This is a genomic window from Cellvibrio chitinivorans (genome assembly GCF_035117775.1).
Taxonomy (GTDB): domain Bacteria; phylum Pseudomonadota; class Gammaproteobacteria; order Pseudomonadales; family Cellvibrionaceae; genus Cellvibrio; species Cellvibrio chitinivorans.
The window spans coordinates 941,263-964,089 of record NZ_JAYKKN010000001.1; the positions used below are offsets into that span (position 1 = coordinate 941,263).

18 protein-coding genes are annotated in these 22,827 nt (G+C 50.8%); 11 read left to right on the forward strand and 7 right to left on the reverse strand.

The annotated features are described in order from the left end of the window. Positions 1–200 precede the first annotated feature (200 nt). The 3 genes from SPL68_RS04010 (at position 201) to SPL68_RS04020 (ending at position 6,614) form a co-directional block, all read left to right on the forward strand. Positions 201–4,190: a PAS domain S-box protein gene (locus tag SPL68_RS04010; protein WP_323813781.1), complete on the forward strand. Its 3,990-nt coding sequence runs from the start codon at positions 201–203 to the stop codon at positions 4,188–4,190. Beyond that, on the forward strand, positions 4,187–6,157 hold the full coding sequence (locus SPL68_RS04015) for a PAS domain-containing protein (RefSeq protein ID WP_323813782.1): 1,971 nt from the start codon (positions 4,187–4,189) through the stop codon (positions 6,155–6,157). The genes SPL68_RS04010 and SPL68_RS04015 overlap by 4 nt, the downstream gene beginning before the upstream one ends. A 64-nt stretch (positions 6,158–6,221) precedes the next feature. Then, positions 6,222–6,614: a response regulator gene (locus SPL68_RS04020; protein ID WP_323813783.1), complete on the forward strand. Its 393-nt coding sequence runs from the start codon at positions 6,222–6,224 to the stop codon at positions 6,612–6,614. A gap of 68 nt (positions 6,615–6,682) precedes the next feature. On the opposite strand, the gene SPL68_RS04025 is transcribed toward SPL68_RS04020, so the two are convergent. Next, entirely contained in the window at positions 6,683–7,906 is a 1,224-nt protein-coding gene (locus tag SPL68_RS04025; protein WP_323813784.1) for an HD-GYP domain-containing protein, read from the reverse strand. 220 nt (positions 7,907–8,126) lie between these two features. On the opposite strand from SPL68_RS04025, the gene SPL68_RS04030 reads away from it, so the two are divergent. Continuing rightward, positions 8,127–9,758 carry a diguanylate cyclase gene (locus SPL68_RS04030; protein WP_323813785.1) on the forward strand — a complete coding sequence of 544 codons (1,632 nt, stop codon included), beginning with the start codon at positions 8,127–8,129 and terminating at the stop codon, positions 9,756–9,758. 78 nt (positions 9,759–9,836) lie between these two features. Here the strand turns inward: SPL68_RS04030 and SPL68_RS04035 are convergent, their stop codons facing one another. Next, positions 9,837–10,298 carry an outer membrane protein assembly factor BamE gene (locus SPL68_RS04035; protein ID WP_323813786.1) on the reverse strand — a complete coding sequence of 154 codons (462 nt, stop codon included), beginning with the start codon at positions 10,296–10,298 and terminating at the stop codon, positions 9,837–9,839. Between the two features lie 78 nt (positions 10,299–10,376). Between SPL68_RS04035 and fur the strand changes: the two genes are divergently transcribed. Beyond that, positions 10,377–10,784, forward strand: a complete 408-nt coding sequence (fur, locus tag SPL68_RS04040; protein WP_323813787.1) for a ferric iron uptake transcriptional regulator — start codon at positions 10,377–10,379, stop codon at positions 10,782–10,784. Between the two features lie 128 nt (positions 10,785–10,912). Here fur and recN read toward each other — a convergent pair whose 3' ends face one another. Beyond that, positions 10,913–12,580: a DNA repair protein RecN gene (gene recN / locus SPL68_RS04045; protein ID WP_323813788.1), complete on the reverse strand. Its 1,668-nt coding sequence runs from the start codon at positions 12,578–12,580 to the stop codon at positions 10,913–10,915. A gap of 140 nt (positions 12,581–12,720) precedes the next feature. Further along, positions 12,721–14,340 (reverse strand): methyl-accepting chemotaxis protein, encoded by a 1,620-nt coding sequence (locus tag SPL68_RS04050; RefSeq protein WP_323813789.1) that lies wholly within the window; start codon positions 14,338–14,340, stop codon positions 12,721–12,723. Positions 14,341–14,769: 429 nt separating this feature from the next. On the opposite strand from SPL68_RS04050, the gene grpE reads away from it, so the two are divergent. The 6 genes from grpE (at position 14,770) to SPL68_RS04080 (ending at position 20,460) form a co-directional block, all read left to right on the forward strand. Continuing rightward, positions 14,770–15,336, forward strand: coding sequence for a nucleotide exchange factor GrpE (grpE, locus tag SPL68_RS04055; RefSeq protein ID WP_323813790.1), 567 nt, complete (start codon positions 14,770–14,772; stop codon positions 15,334–15,336). A gap of 211 nt (positions 15,337–15,547) precedes the next feature. Beyond that, complete coding sequence (gene dnaK / locus SPL68_RS04060) at positions 15,548–17,476, forward strand: molecular chaperone DnaK (protein ID WP_323813791.1); 1,929 nt, start codon at positions 15,548–15,550, stop codon at positions 17,474–17,476. Positions 17,477–17,688: 212 nt separating this feature from the next. Next, complete coding sequence (gene dnaJ / locus SPL68_RS04065; RefSeq protein WP_323813792.1) at positions 17,689–18,801, forward strand: molecular chaperone DnaJ; 1,113 nt, start codon at positions 17,689–17,691, stop codon at positions 18,799–18,801. Between the two features lie 72 nt (positions 18,802–18,873). Next, positions 18,874–19,269, forward strand: coding sequence for a Fis family transcriptional regulator (locus tag SPL68_RS04070; protein WP_323813793.1), 396 nt, complete (start codon positions 18,874–18,876; stop codon positions 19,267–19,269). Positions 19,270–19,470: 201 nt separating this feature from the next. Further along, complete coding sequence (locus tag SPL68_RS04075) at positions 19,471–19,803, forward strand: DMT family transporter (RefSeq protein WP_323813794.1); 333 nt, start codon at positions 19,471–19,473, stop codon at positions 19,801–19,803. 153 nt (positions 19,804–19,956) lie between these two features. Next, on the forward strand, positions 19,957–20,460 hold the full coding sequence (locus SPL68_RS04080) for an RDD family protein (protein ID WP_323813795.1): 504 nt from the start codon (positions 19,957–19,959) through the stop codon (positions 20,458–20,460). Between the two features lie 69 nt (positions 20,461–20,529). Here SPL68_RS04080 and SPL68_RS04085 read toward each other — a convergent pair whose 3' ends face one another. The 3 genes from SPL68_RS04085 to SPL68_RS04095 are packed head-to-tail and all read right to left on the reverse strand — an operon-like array spanning position 20,530 to position 22,807. Further along, a complete protein-coding gene (locus tag SPL68_RS04085; RefSeq protein WP_323813796.1) occupies positions 20,530–21,468 on the reverse strand; it encodes a TlpA family protein disulfide reductase in 939 nt (312 codons plus the stop codon). Between the two features lie 27 nt (positions 21,469–21,495). Beyond that, positions 21,496–21,942 (reverse strand): carboxymuconolactone decarboxylase family protein, encoded by a 447-nt coding sequence (locus tag SPL68_RS04090; protein ID WP_323813797.1) that lies wholly within the window; start codon positions 21,940–21,942, stop codon positions 21,496–21,498. Between the two features lie 40 nt (positions 21,943–21,982). After that, positions 21,983–22,807 carry an AraC family transcriptional regulator gene (locus SPL68_RS04095; protein WP_323813798.1) on the reverse strand — a complete coding sequence of 275 codons (825 nt, stop codon included), beginning with the start codon at positions 22,805–22,807 and terminating at the stop codon, positions 21,983–21,985. Positions 22,808–22,827: the final 20 nt, after the last annotated feature.

Sequence of the window (22,827 nt, forward strand, 5' to 3'; positions counted from 1 at the left end):
AGTTGCGTTTCTCTTTCCCTCCCTGATTTAGCCTCTGCTCTAATTTGATCTCCCTGCTCTGTTTACCCAACTGGGATTCTCCGACCAGACTATCGCTCTGGTCGGTCATCCGAGCTGCCCGCGCAAAAATTTGCACTACACTGGTGTAATGCTGCGCTTTTGCTGATGAGCAGCAGCTATAACAACAATTGAGAGTTTTCATGTCGCTGAATTACAAACGCCCCTATCGCTGGCTGCCCTGGTTTTTTGCCCTTGGGCTGGCGGTGGTCTTTGTGTGGTTTATGAATGCCGATCTGCGTGTGCATGAGCGGGTGTGGCATGAGCGATTGAACTGGAATACCAAAACGCAAAAAGACCATCTTGACAGCACCGGGCGCGATCTCACCCAGCAGGCGATGTTGCTGGCGCAGCTGGTGGGCAGTAATCAGCAGCTGGTCGATAAGCTGCGTGAGGCACAGAAGGTATTTGTTGCCGAGGAGGCTGACAGCCTCGAACACTTGCGTCAGCAGCGACAGGATGTGCAGGCGCTGCTGCAGGATTATTGGAGCGGGATGAGTGAGCTGGGGGTGCAGCAGCTGAACGTGTTTCTGGCGCCGGGCGCGGTGAATTTTTTGCGTATGCAACGGCCGGATCGCTACGGCGACAGCCTCAACGGCGTGCGGCCGCTTATCACCCAAGCTTTCGCTTCTGGTTTGCCTACTTGGGGGATGGATGTTGCCCGCCAAGGCACCGGTTATCGCGCCATATTGCCTATTCCGGCTAATGCCGATGCCACAGGTGGTGTGGTTGCGGTATTGGAAGTGGGCATGTCATCGCTGCCGCAGCAGGTAGATGGACAGTTGGCGCCTATGCAGATGGCAGTGTTCTTGCGTAAGAGTGCGGTCGAGCAAGTGCTCTGGGAACAGACCCGACGCGAACTCAACCAGCAAAGCCCGACCACGGTAGATGATTGGCGCTTGGAAGATTCAACCGATTCGCAGCTCAATCATTGGTGGAGCCGCGGTCTGGTTCCGATCAACAAACAAGGCCAATTGCTGCACAACGAAGATAAAACCTTTCTTGCTTCCTGGTGGCCACTGCCTTACGTAGGTACGCCGCTTGAGGATTCGCCACTGGCGATACTGGTGTGGACGGATATCAGCCCGGCCTACGACGAGTATCAACTCATCTGCGAACGGGTGATCGCCAAATGGCTGGCGGCGCTGGTGTGTGCGCAGCTGTTACTACTGCTCTTTATTCGTCTCAATCGCCACTACATCCAGCGCTTGGTTACCGAACACGGCGAACAGCTGCGTGAAGAACATGCGGCAAGTGAACAGGCTCGGCGGCGTTTGGCCTTGGCGTTGCGCTCCAGCGACTCGGGCTTTTGGGAGTGGGACATCATCAATGACAAAGCTGAGTTTTCACCCGAGTGGCGGCAGCTGTGCGGCATAGGCCCGGAATCACCCAGTTCGCTCGATTTGGACGAGTGGATGAGCCGCGTTCATCCCGCAGATAAACGTCTCAGTTACGGGGACATTATTCGCCATATCAAAGGCGAAACCCCGATGTACGAAAACGAATATCGCATCAAAACCCACGACGGCAGCTACAAGTGGATCTTTACCCGAGGCAAGGTGGTGGAGTGGGCGGCCGATGGCAAATCGTCGTTGATGGTGGGTGTCTACACCGATATCACTGAGCGCAAAAACACCGAGTTGATCAGTATTCGCCAGCAGGCGGCGCTGCACTCGCTCAATGAAATTGCCTCGCTCTCTTCGGTTGAACCGGCCGAGCAGTTACAGCGGGCGTTGAGTTTGGGGGCGCGCTATCTGGGCTTGAGTAACGGTGTTATCAGCCAGATCAGCGGCGAGGACTATCGGGTGCACATTCAGTTTTCGGCACAGACCGAGGGTGATAAATCAGTTGTAACTTCCCTCGCTAAAACCTTTTGCAGCCTGACGCTTAACCAGCAGGATGTGTTTGCAGAAGATGATATTCCCGCGAGCCAATACTGCCGCCATCCTGCATACCCATTAAGCCAGATTGAAACCTATATAGGCGCTCCGCTCTGGGTAGGTGGGGAGATATTCGGCACTCTTAGTTTTAACTCGCGCAAGACACGTCATCACCAATACGACTCGCTCGACCGCGACTTTGTGCGCCTGCTCGCGCGCTGGATCAGCTCGGTGGTGGAGCGCTGGCAGCAAGACAACGAGAAAAAAGTCATCCTGCAACGCTTCCAAAAACTCAGCGAGCGCCTGCCCGGGTTCCTCTATCAATTCCAGATGCGCCCGGACGGCAGCTCGTTTTTCCCCTACGCCAGCCCCGGTATAAATAATATCTACGATGTTGACGCGGAGGAGCTGGCATCCAGTGCCGAGAAAATTTTCAGTGTGATTCATCCGGATGATGTCGGCTGGGTCAGTCAAAGCATCGCCTACTCCGCCGCCAACCTCACGCCTTGGGTGGCGACGGTGCGAGTCAACCACGCCCATCGCGGGCTGATTTGGACCCATGTGCAGGCGATGCCGGAGCAACTGGACGATGGCAGCGTGCTTTGGAATGGTTATGTCTCGGACATTTCGCCGTTGAAAACAGCGGAGCTGCAGCTGCAAGAGACCAATGCTCTGCGCAAGGCGATTCTGGATGCCGCTAATATTGCGATTATCTCGACCGACCAGCAGGGCATTATCAAAACCTTTAACCGCGGCGCTGAGGTGATGTGTGGCTACAGTGCGGAGGAGATGATCGACCGTCAGACCCCGCTGGTATTGCATGAGCCCGAAGAATTGGCTGCGCAGGCGCGGGTATTTGCAGCGCGCGCAGGGCATGACAATGTGGATGATTATTTTGAGTTGTTTGTGGCTCAGGCGCGAACTAATGATCGTTTGGAAAAAGAGTGCACCTTCGTTAAAAAAGACGGGACTCGCTTTCCTGTGATGTTAACGGTAACCCCCTTGCAGAATGCTGAAGGAGAAATCACTGGTTACTTGGGAATTTCGCGCGATATCAGTGAGAAAAAGCGTATAGACCGCATGAAAAGCGAGTTTATCTCCACCGTCAGCCACGAGTTGCGCACCCCGCTCACCGCGATCAGCGGCGCGCTGGGAATCGTCGTAAACGGTTTGGCGGGCGCACTACCCGAGCAGTCGGTGCGCATGATTCGCATTGCGCACAACAATTCGCAGCGCCTGATCCACTTGGTCAATGATTTGCTGGATATGGAAAAGCTGGTCGCGGGCAAAATGCACTTTGATATACGCGCGCAAATGCTGCTACCGCTGATCCAGCAGAGTATCGAATCCAACGCCGCCTTTGCGCAGCAGTATGGGGTGACCTACGAACTGATTGCGCCCGCGAGCGACGTTAAAATCTCGGTCGATCAGCAGCGTTTGCTGCAGGTGTTGGCAAACTACCTCTCCAATGCGGCCAAATTCTCGCCGGTGGACGATGTAGTGAGCATTCATCTGGCGACAAAAGTCAGCGCCAATGGCTGCAGTGTGCGTGTGATAGTGACGGATAAGGGGCCGGGCGTGCCGGAGGATTTTAAAGCGCGTTTATTCCAGAAATTCTCCCAAGCCGATGCCTCGGATTCACGCCAAAAAGGCGGTACCGGGCTGGGGCTGGCGATTTGCAAAGAGATTATCGAACGCATGGGCGGCAGCGTCGGTGTGGAGTCCACTCCGGGCGCAGGGGCGAGTTTCTACTTCGAGCTGCCCTGCGAGGATGTGCGCCAAAAATCGCCATCCTCCCGCACCGAGCCAATTGCGGCCAAACCCCATTTGCTGGTGGTGGAAGATGATGCTGAAACTGCCGAAGTGCTGGTGGCCGCGCTGGCGGCGCAGCAGTATGACGTGGATTGTGCGCTCACCGGCCAAGCAGCACTGGAACACCTGCAATTGCGCCATTACGACCTTGTCACTCTTGACCTGCATCTGCCCGACATGCATGGCACCGACATAGTAGCGCATTTACAGCAGCGCGAAAGCAGTGCACAGAACCCTGAACCCAAGCTGCCGATTATCATCATCACCGGCACTATTGATGAAGGCAAAACCCGCCTGCCTTCGCTGGTTGGGCGCGACAATGTATTCTGGCTGCAAAAGCCGCTGGTTACTGGCCAGCTGGAAATGGTAATTAAACAGGCATTGGCGCAGTTGCCTCCATCAGATCAACCAATTAGCCCGTCACAGGAAGCAGGCAAATGAAAGCAGCACTGCCATTAACAGAAGCAGAGCGGTTGGCGCACCTGCATCGACTGGATGTGCTGGATACCCCGCGCGAGCAGAGTTTTGATGACATCACCACGCTGGCTAGCCATTTTTGCGAGACACCAATCGCACTGGTATCGCTGATCGACAGTGAGCGTCAGTGGTTCAAAAGTTGCCTCGGATTGAATGCGTCGCAAACACCGCGCGAGCTTGCCTTTTGCGCCCATGCGATCCTCTCGCCTAACAAGTTGTTTGTGGTGGAAGATGCGCTTTTGGATAAGCGCTTTTGCAATAACTCATTGGTCGTAGGTGAACCGTATATTCGGTTTTATGCCGGAGCACCGCTGGTAACCAGTGGTGGATATGCCTTGGGCACACTATGTGTGATAGACACAGTGCCGCGCCGATTATCCGCCGCTCAGCTCGACTCGCTGCGGCTGTTGGCCAAGCAGGTGATGCAACTGCTGGAGCTGCGCGAAGCCAATGTCGCGCTCGACTATGAGCGCGAGAAGTTTGACGACGTACTCAAGGGCGCCAATCTCGGCACCTGGCGCTGGAATGTGCAGACGGGCGAGGCCATCTTTAACGAGCGCTGGGCGAATATGGTCGGTTACAGTCTGGCTGAGCTGGCGCCTATCTCTATCAACACCTGGTTGTCGCTAACCCATCCCGATGATGTGGTTGAGTCCCAAGCGCTGCTGGAGCAGCATTTTCGCGGCGAGTTGGAGTTTTACGAAAACCAGTGCCGAATGAAACACAAAGATGGGCATTGGATTATGGTGTTTGCGCGCGGTCGGGTAGTCAGCTTTACCCCGGACGGCAATCCGTTGTGGATGTCGGGTACTCATAGCGATATCACCGAGCTGTACCATTCGCGCGAACTCCTGCAGGAAAACGAGCAGCGCTTGCAGACGATGGTGAGCAATTTCCCCGGCGCTGTGTACCGCTGCGAAAACAATCCGCGCTGGACCATGCTATACCTGAGCGCAGCGGTCGAGCAGCTCACCGGTTATTCCTCTGCGGAGTTTATGGGGAAGGACGCGCTCAGCCTGAGCGACATCACCCATCCGGAAGATGTGTCGCTCATCTATGAAACCGTGCAGGCCGCCCTGCTGCGCAAAGACACTTTTCACATGACCTATCGCCTGCAACATGCCGATAGCCGCTGGTGCTGGGTGGAGGAAGTGGGGCGCGGTGTTTACGATAGCGATGGTGAGTTGAAATACATCGACGGTTTTATCTGGGACATCACCGAGCGCAAGCGCATCGAACAGCTCAAAAACGAATTTGTTTCCGTGGTCAGCCACGAATTGCGCACTCCGCTGACTTCTATCTCCGGCGCGTTGGGCATAGTTACTGGCGGAATGCTCGGCGAACTGCCAGATAAAATGCGCGATATGTTGGGTATCGCCTACAAAAATGCCCAGCGCCTGACCCTGCTGATCAATGACCTGCTGGATATGGAAAAACTGGCAGCGGGCAAAATGGACTTTGATGTGCATGTGCAGCCGCTACTACCGCTGGTCGAACAATCGTTGAGCGCCAATCAAGCCTATGCAGATACCTTCGGGGTGCGGTTGGCACTGCATGCGCAGAATGCCGGCACGAATGCCTACGCCGAGGTAGATGCCCGGCGCATCCAGCAGGTTTTGGCAAATTTCATCTCCAACGCGGTCAAGTTCTCCCCGCCCAATGGCGTGGTGGATGTGCATCTGCTGCGCGAAGGGCAATGGTTAGAGATAGCGGTGGTGGATCACGGTCCGGGCGTCAGCGAAGAATTCCGCGCGCATATTTTCCAGAAGTTCGCCCAGGCTGATGCCTCTGATTCGCGCCAACGCGGTGGTACTGGCTTGGGGTTGGCGATCAGCAAAGCCTTTGTGGAGCGGATGCAGGGCAGCATTGGTTTTGAATCAGAGCCGGGGCAAGGCGCACGTTTTTTTGCCCGCTTTCCGGCGGTGGACTAGTATCAGGTTTGCTATAACTGCCAGAGTACTGGCGCACTATTGACTTCTTATCAGGACATCGCGAATGGCACACGAGTTAACCCGTATCCTCTATGTTGAAGACGACCCGGATATCCAAGCCATCGCCATGATGGTGCTGGAAACCATCAATGGATTTACCGTAGAGGCCTGCATCTGCGGCAGCGATGCGCTCGCAAAAGCCGTCGCCTTCAAACCGGATCTGGTTCTACTGGATGTGATGATGCCGGGCATGGACGGGCCGGAAACGCTCAAGGGGTTGCGCAACTTTCCCGAACTTGCGACCACGCCGGTAGTGTTTATGACCGCCAAAGTGCAACCGCAAGAGGTGGAGGACTATCTGAATCTGGGCGCAATCGGCGTGATCGCGAAACCCTTTGACCCCATGACGCTGGCGCAGGAGCTGCGCGATATCTGGGCGCGAAAAATTGTTGAGTAAAATGATTTACTCTAGATCATGGCGCTCGCCCAAGCGCTGGAGCTAGAAAGAGTTGTCTTGGAAAAACCTTAGTTGATGCCCGACCAGAGGCTATCCAGATGTTTAAAGCCCCAATCCTCGGGTGATTCACGCCCGAGGATTTTATCTTTGCCCACCAGTTTGGCTAGATCCAGAAGCTCCTGCTTGATGGGCATTTTTGCCTTGATAGAAAAAAAGACTTTCACTTTGGGACTGAGCAGCGATGTTTCATGTTGCTCTACCACCACCGCTAAACGCCCGCTCTCCAAACGTACCAGCGAACCGATGGGATAAATGCCCACTGTTTTCACAAAGGCCTGGAAAATAGCTTCATCGAAATGCCCCTTGCTCCACTCTGCCATCTTGCGAATCGAATCGGCCGGGGGCCAGCCTTTTTTGTAGGGGCGATTGGACGTAATTGCATCATAGACATCGCACACCGCCCCCATTTTTGCAAACAGGCTCAGGTTCTCCCCCTTGAGGCCGTGCGGATAGCCGGTGCCATCGACCTTTTCGTGGTGATGCAGGCACACATCGAGCACCAAGGGGCTGACCTTATAGCTGTCGATCAGAATCTGCGCACCTACATCCGGATGGGATTTCACAATGGCAAATTCACTGTCGGTGAGCTTGCCGGGTTTATTGAGCACCTCCATAGGTATGCCTATTTTGCCGATGTCGTGCAGCAGGCCAGCAAAGCCCGCTTCGTGTACCAGATCTTCGGTGAGGTTTAGTTGGCGGGCGAGTGCGATCATCAAAGCACAGACCGCAACAGAGTGCATATAGGTGTACTCGTCAGCGGTTTTGAGGCGCGCGAGGCTGATGAGTGCGTGGGGTTGGCGCATAACCGAGCTGGAAATCTCCTCGACCAGCTCGCGCGCCTGCTCAATCTGAATCGCCTTGCCCATACGTGCATCGCTGAACATTTCAATTACGGCTTCTTTGGCTTTGGCACAGAGCTTGGCTGCAGTTTCTATTTCGTCCGCAATCGTGACTTTTCCTCGTAGATTGCTCTTGGTTGTCGCTAATAATACGGCGTCGGTCTGGCGGGCGACCTCTTCCTCTGACTGCGCAGGGATACTGGCATCCAGATCGCTACCCTTGCTCGCATCAATCCAGAGCTCTTTGACCCCGCTGGTTTGGATGGCGTGCAAGTCTTTCGGGTCGGTCAATAAAAAGCGGGATTTCCAGAAGGGATGTTCCATCCAGGAGCCGCAGAACTCACAAATGAACATGCCGATCTGGAGATCTGTGACAGCAATTCGTTTAAGCATGTAGACTCAGTTTAGTAGTGAAATGCAGTGCGTGTGATTCTGTGAGTATAGACAGGGAATTTTGGTTGTACGGAGCAAGGGTGGATAAAATTTGTGCAGATATGAGGGCTGGCTAAACTCATTTTAAGATCTATTATTGAGGCTAATTGACACGATAAACGTCGCGTAATTACGTCTGTGTGCGAGAATAAAAACTTTCCTATTCATAAATTTGGTATCCATGGATAAACACGCAGAAATTGCACAAAAGCTTCAGGCGTTGCGCGACGATTACGCCGCGCGTTTGCCAAAGGAACTCCAGAGTCTGAGCGATCTGGCAGAGAAATTATCCGAGCCGGAAACCCAGCAGGAAACGCTCGACCAGATGAGTCAAAAGCTACATCGACTGGCTGGCTCGGCTGGCAGTTTTGGTTTTGCGGAGTTGGGGAAGCAGGCCAAAAAACTGGAAATTCAGGCGCAGACCTGGCTTGTCAGCCAGCATATCGACCCGGGAATTCTGCGGGTGTTTGCGGTCGCGGTGGCCTCGCTTGAAGGGCAAGATCAAAACATCGGCGATAAAAAAATCCCCTTGGTATCACAAAGTGCGCCGCTCAAATCCAACACGCTGATCTATGTTCTGGAAGATGATCCAGATGTAGCAGATGAGGTTTGTATGACTCTGCGCCATTTCGGTCATGAGGTGGTGCATTTTTCCAACATTGCTGCAGCTGAAGTTGCCGTTATGCGCCGCCCGCCGGATTTTATGATCTGCGACATCATGTTCACTGAGGAGGGGCGCGAAACGCCTGCGGCAGTGGCTAACTTGCAGCAGCATTTACCCACCCCTATTCCGGTGATTTTTGTCTCGACCCGCACCGACTTTGATGCCTATCACGCCGCGGTGCGCGCCGGTGCGGTGGGTTATTTTGTGAAGCCGTTGGACATCATCCGCTTGGTCGAATGCTTTGAATACTATCTCGACCGCCACCGCAGTGCACCTCATCGGGTGTTGATTATCGATGATGATCTGGCACTGGCGGAGCACTACAAACTGGTGCTGAGCACAGCCGATATTCGCGCCGAGATAAGCAATAATCCCCATGAAATCTTTGATGTGCTTGAGGAATTTCACCCTGAGCTGATTTTGCTCGACATCAATATGCCCGGCTGCAATGGCATAGAGTTGGCGCAGGTGATTCGCCTCAATCAGGATTGGCTGCGGGTGCCGATTACTTATTTGTCGTCAGAGCAGGACATCGAAAAGCGTGCACTGGCCATGGGGCGTGCGGGTGATGACTTCCTGAGTAAACCTCTGAGTGATCGTGAACTGATTACTGCGGTATCGGTGCGCGCAGCGCGCAGTCGCCAACTGAGCGATGCATTGGATCGCGATAGCCTCACTGGATTGCTAAAACACTCGCGCATTAAAGAGCTGGTGGATGCTGAACTGAGTCGCGCTGCGCGCACCGGTGAAAACCTGAGTGTGGTAATGCTCGACCTCGATCACTTCAAACAAGTGAACGATACCTACGGCCACCCTGCGGGCGACAAGGTGATCAAAGCGGTTGCTCACTTGCTGCGTCAGCGTCTGCGTAAAACCGATGCCGTTGGCCGCTATGGGGGTGAGGAGTTTGTCGCCGTACTGCCGCGCTGCAGCAGTGAAGAGGCGCAGGCGTTAATGGAGGATGTGCGTCAGCGATTGCGCGATATTACTTTCAACGTTGATCAGCGCACATTTAATGTCACCCTCAGCGCGGGTATCGCTGCCTATCGCCCGGGGATTGAACGCGCCGAGCAGTTATTGCAGGAGGCGGACATCTCGCTCTATCGCGCCAAATCCGAAGGGCGTAATCGTATTTGTCTTAACACCTAAATCAAGCTCAAGGTTTCTGTCTCGCACAAACAAAAACGCCCGGCTTGACCGGGCGTTTTTGTTTGTTGCTATGCGAGATTATTCAACGTCTTCAGAATTTGGTGCTTGTGGTGGCAATGCGCCGTTGTCATCGGTAGGAACGGGTACATCGCGGTTCATATCATCCAGATATTTTTTCGACTTGTCGCCCGTCAAAGGTGCTTTACCGGGCAAATAATCGCCCTCGGTTTTCACCAGCTTATCGTTCTCAAAATACACGGTATAAAGGTATTGGGTGATTTCGCCCTGAGAGCCACGACGCACACTGTAGGGGTAATCCCAACGGTCATCGTTAAAGGTATCGGGGAGCAGGCTATTGCCGAGCACAAAGCGAACCTGACGTTTGGACATGCCCAGTTTCAGTTGTTCTACCATCTCTTGCGTGATGATGTGACCCTGCTGGATGCCGACTTTATAAACACCGGGAAAGCGGAAGCTGGAGCAAGCGGTGAGACTGGATGCTAAGACAAGGGCCAGAAAAACGCGGCTGGCTAATTTCATACAAGGGCTTCCACTAACGAAAATGAACGCGGATAATACCCGAACCACAGGAACACTGAGAAGAGTTTGGGGGAAATAATGGCAGACGGTAACCACGAACTGCGCAAAGCGGGTCTTAAAGTGACCTTGCCTCGTGTGAAAATTTTGCAAATGCTAGAGTCCTCTGAGCAGCATCACATGAGCGCGGAAGATGTGTACAAAGCGCTCATGGAACAGGGTGATGATGTAGGTTTGGCTACTGTGTACCGGGTATTAACCCAGTTCGAAAGTGCCGGTTTGGTTGTGCGCCACAATTTCGACGGCGGTCATTCAGTATTTGAAGTGGCGCGCGGCGATCATCATGATCACATGGTCGATATGGACTCCGGCTCCATCATTGAGTTCCATAACGACGCAATTGAAGAATTGCAACACCGTATTGCCGAAGAGCATGGTTTTGAATTAACCGGTCATAGTCTGGTGCTGTACGTTAGAAAAAAGCGCTAGTGATGCAGGCTGATCTATGTCGGTTAGCTGCAGTTTTGGTTGAATAAAGAAGGGCGCGAGTGATCGCGCCCTTTTTTATTATTGTGAATTTTATGCTTGAGAATAAATCAGTCTGATTCGATGGCTTGCTAGAATTCCAACATTTCGCGTGCATGTGCCAATGACTGCTCGGTAATTTTTAAGCCGCCGAGCATACGCGCAATCTCTTCCACCTTGCCCTCGCCTGCCAATTCCACTAGCGTAGATTCCGCACTTTTTTTGCTCGCAGTTTTTACCACTTTCAAATGCTGATGGCCCTTACTTGCCACCTGAGCCAAGTGAGTGACGCAAATAACTTGCCCGCGTTCGCCCAATTGGCGTAACAACTGACCGACGACATCGCCAGTGGCGCCGCCGATGCCCACATCCACTTCATCAAATACCAATGTCGGTGTGGCCGAGGTTTGCGCGGTGATGACTTGAATCGCCAAACTAATACGCGACAGTTCGCCACCTGAAGCAATTTTGGCGAGTGGGCGCGGCGCTTGGCCGGGGTTGGTGCTGATTAAAAACTCCACATCTTCCAAACCATTGGGACCGGGTTTGTCGGTAAGAGGAATCAGGCTGACGCTGAGATTGGCGTTGCTCATCGCCAGCAATTTGAGTTGTTCATTGACCTGTTTGGCGAGGCTGGTGCCTGCTTTACTGCGCTTGGCGGATAGTTGCTCTGCCAATTGGCGATAGGCTTTTTCCGCCTGCGCAACTTGCTGCGCAAGTTGATCGAGTTTGGCATCGCCGCCTTGCAGTTGCTCAAGTTCGGCACTGAGCTTTTCAACAAAGGCGAGCAATTCTTCCGGTTGGATACGGTGTTTGCGCGCGAGATCGTAAATCGCGGAAAGCCGCTCTTCGACTACCGAAAGACGTGCTGGATCGAGATTGAAGTTGTCGATATGGCGATCAATTTCGTGTTGTGCTTCTTCCACTTGGATCTGCGCGCTGGTCAGCAATTCTTCAGCAGTTTGTAGCGCTGCAGTCTTCTCCGGCAGACTGCGCAAAATATGCAGCGCGCGATGCAGATTTACGCTCAAGCCCTGTTCATCATCGCCACAAAATGCCGCTAATTGTTGACTGCCGTGCAGAATTTCTTCGGCATTGGCGAGGCTGCGCTGTTCAGCTTCCAGCTTGGTCAGTTCACCTGCTTGTAATCCCAGCTGTTCCAACTCGTTAAATTGATAGCTGAGCAATTGAAAGCGCGCGCTCACATCGGCGGCGTTATCGCGCAGGTGAATAAAGTGTTCGAGGCGGCTCTGCCATTCGCGAAAGGCGAGGCGTACCTGTTTGGCAAGATCAGTCTGGCCGGCAAATTCATCGATCAAACGGCGATGGGTTTCTTTCACCAGTAGAGATTGGTGCTCGTGCTGGCTGTGAATATCCATCAGCATCTCACCCAGAATACGCAGCTGTTGCAGGGTGACCGGCTGGCCATTGATATAGGATTTGGATTTGCCTTCGTTGTTGATCAGACGGCGCAGCAGGCATTCCTGTGGATTGTCCGGCTGCTGCAAATCCATATTCAGTAGCCATTCCTGCGCACTGGGAATGGCGCTAGTATCGAAAGTGGCGGTGATGTCGGCGCGACTGGCTCCGGCGCGCACCCGATCGGCTTCGGCGCGGTCGCCCAGCGTTAACGCGAGAGCATCCAGCACTATTGATTTGCCTGCGCCTGTCTCACCGGTAATCACCGTCATGCCGGGTTTGATGTCCAGATCGAGCTTGTCCACCAAGGTGAAATTTTGGATATTCAGGTGAGTCAACATGGGCGCCTCGCAAGCCTTGCAGCAATAAAAAAGCCAGACAATATGTGCATTAATTGTCTGGCTATTTATACAGTATTGATGCTGGGTGAGGCAAGCGACCCAGTGCGTTAAAAATACAATTACAGGCGGAAGCCCTCTAATTAGAGGCGGAAGCCATCCAGCTGCCTACTGAGTTCATCGGACGCATCGCGAATTTGCTGCGATGCCACGAGGGTGCCGCGCGCGGCATCTTTCGTCCCCAGCGATGACTGTTCGACCTGACTGACGTATTCCAAAATCAAGCTGCTTGCCTGTACGTGTTCGATCAGTGAGTTGCCAATGTGCGCAACCATCTTGGCCACCTCATCAGTTTCCAAGCGCACACTTTCAACAATCTCGCCGCCCTGACGGGTTTGGCCTATGCCATCTTTCAGCTGTATCACCATGTCATCCATATTTTGCTTAGCGACGCGGCTGGAGTTCTGCACGGCGGTAATTGTCTCGCTGATTTCGGTGGTCGCCTTGGTGGTGCGCTGGGCGAGCTGGCGCACTTCATCTGCAACCACTGCAAATCCGCGCCCTTGCTCACCGGCGCGGGCGGCTTCAATCGCGGCGTTAAGTGCGAGCAGATTGGTCTGGTTGGCAACTTCGCTGATCACCGAAATAACTGCTGAGATGCTGTTAATCCGGTTGGCGAGGTCATCAATGCTGCCCTGTGTTTGGGTCACACTATTGTCGATCTCGACAAAACTTTTCACCGCATTAGAGATAAATTTCTGGCCTTCATGCGCGGTTTTGGAGGCGTGATCAGTCTGGTTGGTTGCTACTTTTGCCTGCTGCATCGCATCTTTGGTCTGCATGTTGAATTCTTCGGCAGAGGAGGCGATCTTGATGGTGTTGACGCTTTGGTCTTCTGCCATCGCAGTGCTAGTTTCGGCTTTGTGGACAATGTCGTCGCTGATGGCATGTAGGCGCGACACCATCTGGGCGATACCGCCAATCACATCGCGCAGCGCATGACGCATACGTACTACCGAACCATAGATGCTGTCTTCCGGGGCTTGATGTCCGTTGCGTTCGGTCAGATCGCCGCTCGCAACCGCGCGCACCAGAGCAAGTACTTCTTTTAATTCAGCGCCCAGGCCGCTATCGAGTTTGCGCGCGAACATCACCACGGGCACCACGATAATTAATGTCACCAGCAAACAAATGGTCAATTGCCACTTGGCGGTTTCCCAAAAACGCGCGTTCACTTCGTTAAAACCAATTCCAGTGCCGACTATCCATTTCCAGCGCGGCGAAAGTTTGGCGATGGAGAGTTTTTCCTCAATCGAGCCATCGGGTTGTTTTTGCGTCCATTTGTAGCGAGCGAGCTGGCCGTTGGACTTATCAACGGCTTTTTGCATGATCTCGCCTACGCTGCGGCCTTTGCCATCTTTAAATTCATGAAAACTGGTGCCGTGAATTTGTGGGTCGAGCGGCGCGGCGACAAAGTTAAGTTTTTCATCGGCGACGTACACATATTCCGACTTGTGATAAATGTTATTGCGCAGCAGCGTTGTGGCGATTTTTTTAGCCGTTTCATCGTCCATTTCACCGCGTGCAGCCATCTGCTCCATTTGGATTACGGTGGCGTAGGTACTGTTTAGCAATTGTTCGACGCGCGCCGCGTTATCCTGATTGCTGGAGTGGCGAACGGTGTAGAGACCAATCAGCATAATTCCCAGTAGGCCGATTAGAATTTGAGCGGAGACGATCCATATTTTGGTGCGTAAAGACATTGTGCCCCCTGGGAGTGGCTAAGTTATGAACAGACAACCTTGAACCTTAGGTTTGAGAGACAACGTTGTCAAATAATATTTAAATGCATAAGTTCGACTTTTGGATAAAAACGGGTATTAGGGTTCGAGTTCACTATTATGGCGCATTTTTCAACATAAAGTGCACCTGCATTGCGCATCCGTGATGGGTGTTTTCTGGTGCTGATGATGAGTTAGCACCGGTGTGGCGTCCTGAATTGATTATAGGCAGAAATCGATTTTTGCCTGCTTTTCGTGCCCCCACCTAGGTATAGCGGCCGGTTGGGGAAAAACTTTGGCGATAAAAACTTGAATCCCCCTGTGCCAGCCCCATATAGCCCCCACAGTTAATAAAGCGGGAACCGTGCCAAGCATTCGGCCGGTTCTGCCAACCTGCGATTGGAGATAACAGTGTCAACTCAAGACTATAGCGATATTCAAAATGCGGCCGAGCCAAGTCCGGCTGAAGACGTAACCGAGCAGGCTGAAGCTGGTAGCGAGCCTAGCCTTGAAACCTTGCAGGCGCAGCTGGCAAGTCTTGCGGCGGCTTATGAGTCAGCCAAAGAACAATCCCTGCGCGCGCAGGCTGATGCGCAAAATGCTCGTCGTCGTGCTGAGCAGGATGTGGAAAAAGCACATAAATTCAGCTTGGAAAAAATCGTCAATGACCTCTTGCCGGTAGTCGATAACCTTGAGCGTGCGCTCACCTCAATCGACGCCAGCAACGAAGCTTTTGCGCCTGTAGCTGAAGGTATTCAATTGACTCTCAAGTCGTTCGTTGATGCGCTTGCTCGTCATCAAGTGATTGCAGTTAGCCCGGAAGGTGAGCCATTTGATCCGAATCTGCATCAAGCAGTTTCTGCCGTTCCTAATCCGGATGTAGAGCCAAATACCGTGCTCAACTGTTTCCAAAAAGGTTACACCCTGCATGGCCGTTTAGTGCGCCCGGCAATGGTTGTGGTTTCCAAAGCGCCTTGATGGGCGAGAAACCACAAAAAGTTTGAGGAATTTTTGTGCGTTGGACTTGAATTAATTTCACCCGCGCCAATATAGAAAACAACTGCCAACAAAACGCAGATCCATGCAGATCAGCGGTAACTAAGGCAAGAAACCAACAATTCAGTACAAGTTAGTCATTTGCACTTAGCGCTTGTACTTAGTAACAAATAGCATTTTCAGGAGCACCACCATGGGCAAAATTATCGGCATCGATTTGGGTACCACCAACTCTTGCGTATCTGTATTGGAAGGCGGCAAACCAAAAGTGATCGAGAACGCAGAAGGCGATCGCACCACTCCGTCGATTATTGCATTCACCAACGACGATGAAATTCTGGTTGGTCAATCTGCCAAGCGTCAGGCAGTTACTAACCCTCACAACACTTTGTTTGCAGTAAAGCGTTTGATCGGCCGTAAGTTCAAAGATGATGTTGTGCAGAAAGACATCAAAATGGTGCCCTACAAAATTACTGCCGCTGATAACGGCGATGCATGGGTAGAAGTGAAGGGCGATAAAAAAGCACCGCCACAAATTTCTGCTGAAGTGCTGAAGAAAATGAAAAAAACCGCTGAAGATTATCTCGGCGAGTCAGTAACTGAAGCGGTAATTACCGTTCCGGCTTACTTCAACGATTCACAGCGTCAAGCAACCAAAGATGCCGGTCGCATCGCTGGTCTGGACGTAAAACGCATCATCAACGAACCAACTGCTGCTGCTTTGGCATACGGTTTGGATAAAGGTGTGGGTGATCGCACTATCGCGGTATACGACCTGGGTGGTGGTACTTTCGATATTTCAATTATCGAAATCGCTGACGTTGATGGCGAACACCAATTCGAAGTGCTTTCAACCAACGGCGATACTTTCCTCGGTGGTGAAGACTTTGATATGCGCTTGATTGAATTCCTTGCGGATACTTTCAAGAAAGACACTGGTATTGATCTGCACAACGATCCTTTAGCGCTGCAACGTTTGAAAGAAGCGGCCGAGAAAGCCAAGATCGAATTGTCATCAAGCCAACAAACCGAAGTGAACCTGCCGTACATCACTGCTGATGCAACCGGTCCAAAACACTTGGTTGTTAAATTGACGCGCGCGAAACTCGAATCGCTGGTTGAAGATTTGGTAACTCGCTCAATGGAGCCAGTAAAACAAGCGATTAAAGATTCAGGTAAATCCCTGAGCGAAATTGACGACGTAATTCTGGTAGGCGGTCAAACCCGTATGCCAATGGTGCAAAAAGCCGTTGCTGATTTCTTCGGCAAAGAAGCGCGCAAAGATGTAAACCCTGATGAAGCGGTGGCCATCGGTGCGGCAATTCAAGGTTCCGTATTGTCAGGCGATACCACCAACGTATTGTTGCTGGACGTAACTCCGTTGACTCTTGGTATTGAAACCATGGGCGGCGTTGCAACTCCGCTGATCGATAAAAACACCACGATTCCTACCAAGAAATCGCAAATTTTCTCGACTGCGGATGACAACCAAACTGCGGTAACTATTCACGTGGTACAGGGTGAGCGTAAGCAAGCGTCGCAAAACAAATCACTCGGTCGTTTTGACCTGAGCGATATTCCACCGGCGCAACGCGGTATGCCGCAAATCGAAGTAACCTTCGATATCGATGCTAACGGTATTTTGAACGTAAGTGCAAAAGACAAAGCAACCGGCAAAGAACAGTCAATCGTAATTAAAGCGTCTTCTGGTTTGAGCGATGACGAAATCCAGCAAATGATTAAAGATGCTGAAGCTAATGCCGATGCTGATCGCAAATTTGCTGAAGTAGTAACTGCACGCAACACCCTGGAAGGTTTGATTCACGCAACTGAAAAAACCCTGAAGGATGCAGGCGATAAAGCGACTGACGATGAGAAGTCTGCAATCGAAGCAGCCTTGACTGAAGCGCGCGATGCAGCCAAGTCTGAAGATTTGGCAAAAATCGAAGCAGCGACTACCAAGTTGACCGAAGCTTCTGGCTCACTGGCACAAAAACTTTACGCTGAGCAACAAGCGGCAGGTCAAGCTGGTGGCGCTGGTGCACAACAAGCAGGCGGCAACAACGTAGCTGATGATGGCGTAGTGGATGCAGAGTTTGAAGAAGTAAAAGAAGACAAGTAAGTCGCTAGATGAGTGCTGTGTAAGCAGCACTCATTTATTGCGATTCGGGTTCGCGTTAAGGATCCAAACACAAATGCGGGCTTGCCCGCATTTGTCATGTAAGAAACAGCTCATTTTTTACTGGCAATATTTTCAGAAACAAAAAGGCATCGTAAAGAAAATCGCTCAATCTGGTAGCGATTGACTAACTGATTTAACTATCTGGTCTCATTATGGCAAAGCGTGATTACTACGAAGTGCTCGGCGTCAAAAAAGATGTTGACGCAGCAGAATTGAAAAAAGCTTACCGTCGCGTGGCGATGAAATTTCACCCGGACAGAAATCCGGATGACGCCTCTGCAGAGGAAAAATTCAAAGAAGCAAACGAAGCCTACGAAGTGCTTTCCGATGAAAACAAGCGCGCAGCTTATGATCGTCACGGCCATGCGGGTGTTGATGGTCAAGCTGGCATGGGTGGTGCAGGGTTTAATAACTTCAGCGATATATTTGGCGATGTATTTGGCGATATTTTTGGTGGCGGCGGTGGCCGTGGTCGCGGTGGCCCAGCGCGCGGTTCCGATTTACGCTACAACCTTGAGTTGAGTTTGGAAGATGCCGTTAAAGGCACCAGCGTACAAATCAAAGTGCCTACATTGGTCTCCTGTAAAACCTGTGATGGCTCAGGTGCAAAAGCCGGTAGCAAACCTGTGACCTGTACCACCTGTGGTGGCCATGGCCAAGTGCGTATGCAGCAAGGTTTTTTCTCTGTGCAGCAAACTTGCCCAAGTTGTCGTGGTCGCGGCACTATTATTTCTGACCCATGCAAATCTTGTCACGGCCAAGGTCGCGTAGAAGAAACTAAAACTCTTTCTGTGAAAGTGCCTGCGGGTGTGGACACTGGCGACCGTATTCGTTTATCCGGAGAAGGTGAAGCGGGTGCAGATGGAGGCCCAAGCGGTGATTTGTACGTGCAAGTGCATGTGCGCGAACACAATATTTTTAAGCGCGACGGTGCTGATCTGTACTGCGAAGTGCCGATTGATTTTGTTGATGCAGCACTCGGTGGCGAGCTTGAAGTTCCCACGCTCGATGGTCGCGTAAAATTAAAAGTCCCGGCAGAAACTCAAACTGGGAAACTATTCAAACTGCGTGGAAAAGGTGTAACGCCAGTACGTGGTGGTGGAGTTGGTGATTTACTTTGCCGAGTAGTAGTAGAAACACCGGTCGGCCTCACCAACAAACAAAAAGAGCTGCTCAAGGAATTCCAATCGACCATGAAGGGCGGAAAATACTCGCCCAAACAATCGAGCTGGTTCGATGGTGTTAAGAAGTTTTTTAATGAGTAATTGATGTTGAAAAAGCCGACTCGATAAGGTCGGCTTTTTTTATGAAGGTGAAAATTTAAATGCAAGAATACGATGAAACTAAGTAAAACGAATCAAAAGCTGGATGACAATATATGCAAGTCGTTAACTGCTGCTTGCGAATCCTTTTTGGGTGATATTGTCGGATTTTCTTGGTTGACGCATCGCGTGAATTACACCAACTTTCCTGGAAGTTTAGTGGTCACTTGTGTTTTTAATACGGATGAAGATATTGAGGCTATGTTGGCGCTTAAGCAAGATGAAGTCTTGCGTGCAACCATACAAAAACAACTACTTAAGGTGGGCATAGTCGTAAAAAATATTAAACAATGTGTGCGTTTTGATAGTGAGCAAGCGTGTGAGCGTCAGCATGGTGGGCAATGGTCAGATCGTTTGGCGTTAAATATCCCCAAGTACAAACCTTGGGAAAGTGTGTCCACTAAGCATTGATAAAAAACTGCTGAGTGGGCACCAAACAATTGAGCTGGCTCACTGGAGTGAAGAAAATTCTTAACGAGTAACTCAAAAGGCCGATGAAAAGATCGGCCTTTTTCATTTGTGCGCAGGCTTTTACAAATTGCACAAGACTGTTTCTTGTCTGTTGCAAGTGCGACAATTAATCAGGCTTGATAAGCAGATGGGGTGCAGGCGATGAAAAGTTGGTTGTTTTTAGTGGTGGCAATTTTCTCAGAAGTCATAGCAACATCAGCATTAAAAGCGAGTGACGGATTTTCCAAAACAACGCCGTCCATGATTGTGCTTGTGGGTTATGGTTTGGCGTTTTATTTTTTGTCGCTTACCTTAAAAACAATTCCCGTCGGTGTTGCTTATGCAGTCTGGTCAGGTGTGGGTATTGTGGGCGTCAGTATTATTGGATGGCTGGTGTTCAAACAGAAGTTGGATTTTCCTGCCTTGTTGGGTATGGCGTTCATTCTGGTTGGCGTGCTGATTATGAATGTGTTTTCAAAGTCGGTAGCGCATTAACTTGCAGATTTAAAATGTTGGGCATCGCTGCGTTCAGCGCTAACCTACGGATTTTTTGATGTCTTCTCAAGTCTTGCTTTTGTCGCTATAGTTTCCATGCATTAAAACTATGTAGGTTTATTAAAACGAATAAGATAGAAGCAGGAGCTTTATATGACTGATAACAATGTTTACAGCACACCGCAATCGCAATTGGTTGATCAAATTGACGATAGTGAAAAACCTTTGGCCTCCCGTTGGGCGCGTTTGGGCGCATCAATTATCGATTCGGTGATTATGATGGTGGTCGTAGTGCCGGTGATGTATTTTACCGGTGGCTTCGACAGTATTATGGAGGGGCGTGAACCAGGTTTTGTTTACATGTTCGGCATGGGTATTCTGAGCCTTATTGTTTTCTTTGCGATTAACTATCGATTGCTGGTTGCGAATGGCCAGACGATTGGCAAAAAAGTACTGGATATTAAAATCGTTGACTTGAGTGGAAATGTTCCATCATTTCAGCCGCAGTTATTGATTCGCTATGCGGTTTATTCATTGTCTGGTCAAATCCCTATTGCCGGTACCATTTTCAGTTTTGTGAACATTCTGTTTATTTTTACCAAAGATAAACGTTGCATTCACGACTTGATTGCCAAAACAAAAGTAGTCAAGTGCTAATAAGGCATAAATAAAAAAGGGCGCAGTCTTTACGAAGGTTGCGCCCTTTTTTATTGTTGGTCATCTTTTTTATTGTATTTTTATAGCTGCTTCAATTTCTTTTAGCGTTTTATCACTGGATGAAAACTCTGTAAAACGTGCTATCTCTGTGCCGTTATTGAATACAACTAATGTTGGATAACCATTGGCTTTGAAGTGACGGAATTTCTCATTGTTTTCGTCCAGGTTGACTTTGTAGGGAACTGAAAAACGTTTGCGATAATCTGTCAAATCGCTTTGCTCCGTCCACAGATGTGTCACATAGGCGATGAGTTGCAGCGTCGGTTGCGCGCGATAAAGTTTATCGATGGTATGTATAGCATTGACACAATTGGTGCTGATTTCTGGCTCAACGTCTTTCATATAAGAATCACACCAGGTCGCAGAGAAATACACAAGCGACACTCCATTTGGTAAAGGTGTATTTGCGGTGTCTGCCTGTTTTACTCCCTCCGTTGTCGCTTCTATTTTGGCTGAGTCTTTGGCCAATAATGCTAACTGGCTTGCCAATTGTTCATCGTCTTTATAGGTGGTGTAGACGACTTCGCCCTTACGGTTGATGAGCACATGAAATGGTGTGCCTTTGAATTCGAAGTTTCCGGCGATAGTGCCATTGTTGTCCATCAGGATAGGTATGGTCAGATTGTTTTTTTGCTGAAGCTTTTTAATCGCCTCATCTGTTTCATTAATGTTTAAGTTCACCGCATAAATTGCCATCTGATTGCGATACTTCTGATAAGTTTTTTCGAGGCTTGGTAATTCATGGCGGCAATCGAGGCACCAACTTGCCCAGAATTTTAAATAGACCGGCTTGGTTCCGATTAGGGATTGCAGATCCACTTTCTGATGTTCAAAGGTTTCATAGCTGGCGTCGAACTTAAGGGCCTTTTCTCCGAAGGGTGGAAGTGCGGCATTGACTAGCGGTGTAGCAATGAGCAATAAGCCCAAAACCAGATGACGTACATTCATAAGTTAACTCCCTTACAGTGTTAAAAACTAAAATGCAGGCGCAAAATGAAAGCCTACCGCAATGCGGTTCCACGCGTTAATGGTAACTATAGCGGCAGTCAGGTTGATCAGCTCTTTTTCCGTAAAGTGTTGTGCGGTGGCTGCGTAAATTTCGTCGCTAATGCCCTCATTGGCAACCAGTGTCATGGCTTCTGTCCAAGCTAGCGCGGCGCGTTCACGGGCAGAAAAAATATCCACCTCTTTCCATGCGGGCAATACATCCAAACGGTGCTGTTGTTCGCCATCTTTGCGCGCTTCATTGGCATGCATATGCTGGCAAAAGGCACAGCCGTTAATTTGTGAGGCGCGCAGCTTTACCAGATGGATTAACGAATGCTCCAATTCGTGTGCGGCTGCATCGCCCAAACCGATTAAGGATTTGACAATGGCAGGCTGTAATTTGTAGACATCGCTTTGAATAATTCGTTTGCTCATGATGTGCTCCTAAGAATATGTGAGCACTGATGATGCGTTTTTAATCCGCTGCTGGATTGTATTTTTGCGACATCTTTTTCTGGCGATATTGATTGGGTGTCAGTCCGGTAATTTTCTGGAATTGGCGGATAAAGTGCGGTTGGTCGTAAAAACCGGCATCTTGCCCTACGTGACTCAGCGATTGCTCCGGGTGACGGCTGATGAGCGTGCGGGCCAATTTGATGCGATGCAGTTGTTTTAACTGGATCGGGCTAAAACCGACTTCCTGCTGGAATTTTCGCTCCAGTTGGCGGCGACTGATAGGCAGCTGCGCGCTCAACCCATCGATAGAATCATGCGCGAGCATCAAAGGCGGCAACAGCCGTTGGATCAGCCCGCTCTTGGCATTATCAGCAAGCTTGAGTAGCCATTGATCAATCAGATTCAGACGCTGATCTATCAACGGGAAATCGGTCAGTTGTTCGCGCAATTGCAACAGGGATCGCGGCGCAAATTCATCGGCAGCGGAATCGCCTTCGATCACATCCTGCATATCAACACCGAGCAATTGAAATGCACCGCCGGGATGGAAGCGTATCCCCAATCGATTAATTTGCCCTGAAAACTGCATTTGGCTGGTGCTGTGGGTGGCATTGAAAATAATGTCGGGATAATCACTAGGGGTAAAATTGAAGATCAGCGTGGTGCCACCATCCGGATAGACTGTTTCACTCACAGAGCTTCCGGGCAACTGTGTTTGCTGTGCCACCCAGTAGCATTGCACCCAAGGCATTAGCTGTGGGTGAGGCGCAAAACGCTGGAAGCCCAAATGCCTGAGGCTGGCAAACAGGGCATCACTGACATTGGGCAGCAACTGCGCAGGCATGGCTCATCCATCAATAAATA

Excerpts from the sequence above, each read along its gene's own strand:
- SPL68_RS04075 (WP_323813794.1), top strand. The coding sequence starts at position 19,471 with ATGAAAAGTTGGTTGTTTTTAGTGGTGGCAATTTTCTCAGAAGTCATA.
- SPL68_RS04020 (WP_323813783.1), top strand. The coding sequence starts at position 6,222 with ATGGCACACGAGTTAACCCGTATCCTCTATGTTGAAGACGACCCGGAT.
- SPL68_RS04035 (WP_323813786.1), bottom strand. The coding sequence starts at position 10,298 with ATGAAATTAGCCAGCCGCGTTTTTCTGGCCCTTGTCTTAGCATCCAGT.
- dnaK (WP_323813791.1), top strand. The coding sequence starts at position 15,548 with ATGGGCAAAATTATCGGCATCGATTTGGGTACCACCAACTCTTGCGTA.
- dnaJ (WP_323813792.1), top strand. The coding sequence starts at position 17,689 with ATGGCAAAGCGTGATTACTACGAAGTGCTCGGCGTCAAAAAAGATGTT.
- fur (WP_323813787.1), top strand. The coding sequence starts at position 10,377 with ATGGCAGACGGTAACCACGAACTGCGCAAAGCGGGTCTTAAAGTGACC.
- SPL68_RS04010 (WP_323813781.1), top strand. The coding sequence starts at position 201 with ATGTCGCTGAATTACAAACGCCCCTATCGCTGGCTGCCCTGGTTTTTT.
- SPL68_RS04095 (WP_323813798.1), bottom strand. The coding sequence starts at position 22,807 with ATGCCTGCGCAGTTGCTGCCCAATGTCAGTGATGCCCTGTTTGCCAGC.
- SPL68_RS04080 (WP_323813795.1), top strand. The coding sequence starts at position 19,957 with ATGACTGATAACAATGTTTACAGCACACCGCAATCGCAATTGGTTGAT.
- recN (WP_323813788.1), bottom strand. The coding sequence starts at position 12,580 with ATGTTGACTCACCTGAATATCCAAAATTTCACCTTGGTGGACAAGCTC.
- SPL68_RS04050 (WP_323813789.1), bottom strand. The coding sequence starts at position 14,340 with ATGTCTTTACGCACCAAAATATGGATCGTCTCCGCTCAAATTCTAATC.
- SPL68_RS04025 (WP_323813784.1), bottom strand. The coding sequence starts at position 7,906 with ATGCTTAAACGAATTGCTGTCACAGATCTCCAGATCGGCATGTTCATT.
- SPL68_RS04070 (WP_323813793.1), top strand. The coding sequence starts at position 18,874 with ATGAAACTAAGTAAAACGAATCAAAAGCTGGATGACAATATATGCAAG.
- SPL68_RS04030 (WP_323813785.1), top strand. The coding sequence starts at position 8,127 with ATGGATAAACACGCAGAAATTGCACAAAAGCTTCAGGCGTTGCGCGAC.
- SPL68_RS04085 (WP_323813796.1), bottom strand. The coding sequence starts at position 21,468 with ATGAATGTACGTCATCTGGTTTTGGGCTTATTGCTCATTGCTACACCG.
- SPL68_RS04015 (WP_323813782.1), top strand. The coding sequence starts at position 4,187 with ATGAAAGCAGCACTGCCATTAACAGAAGCAGAGCGGTTGGCGCACCTG.
- SPL68_RS04090 (WP_323813797.1), bottom strand. The coding sequence starts at position 21,942 with ATGAGCAAACGAATTATTCAAAGCGATGTCTACAAATTACAGCCTGCC.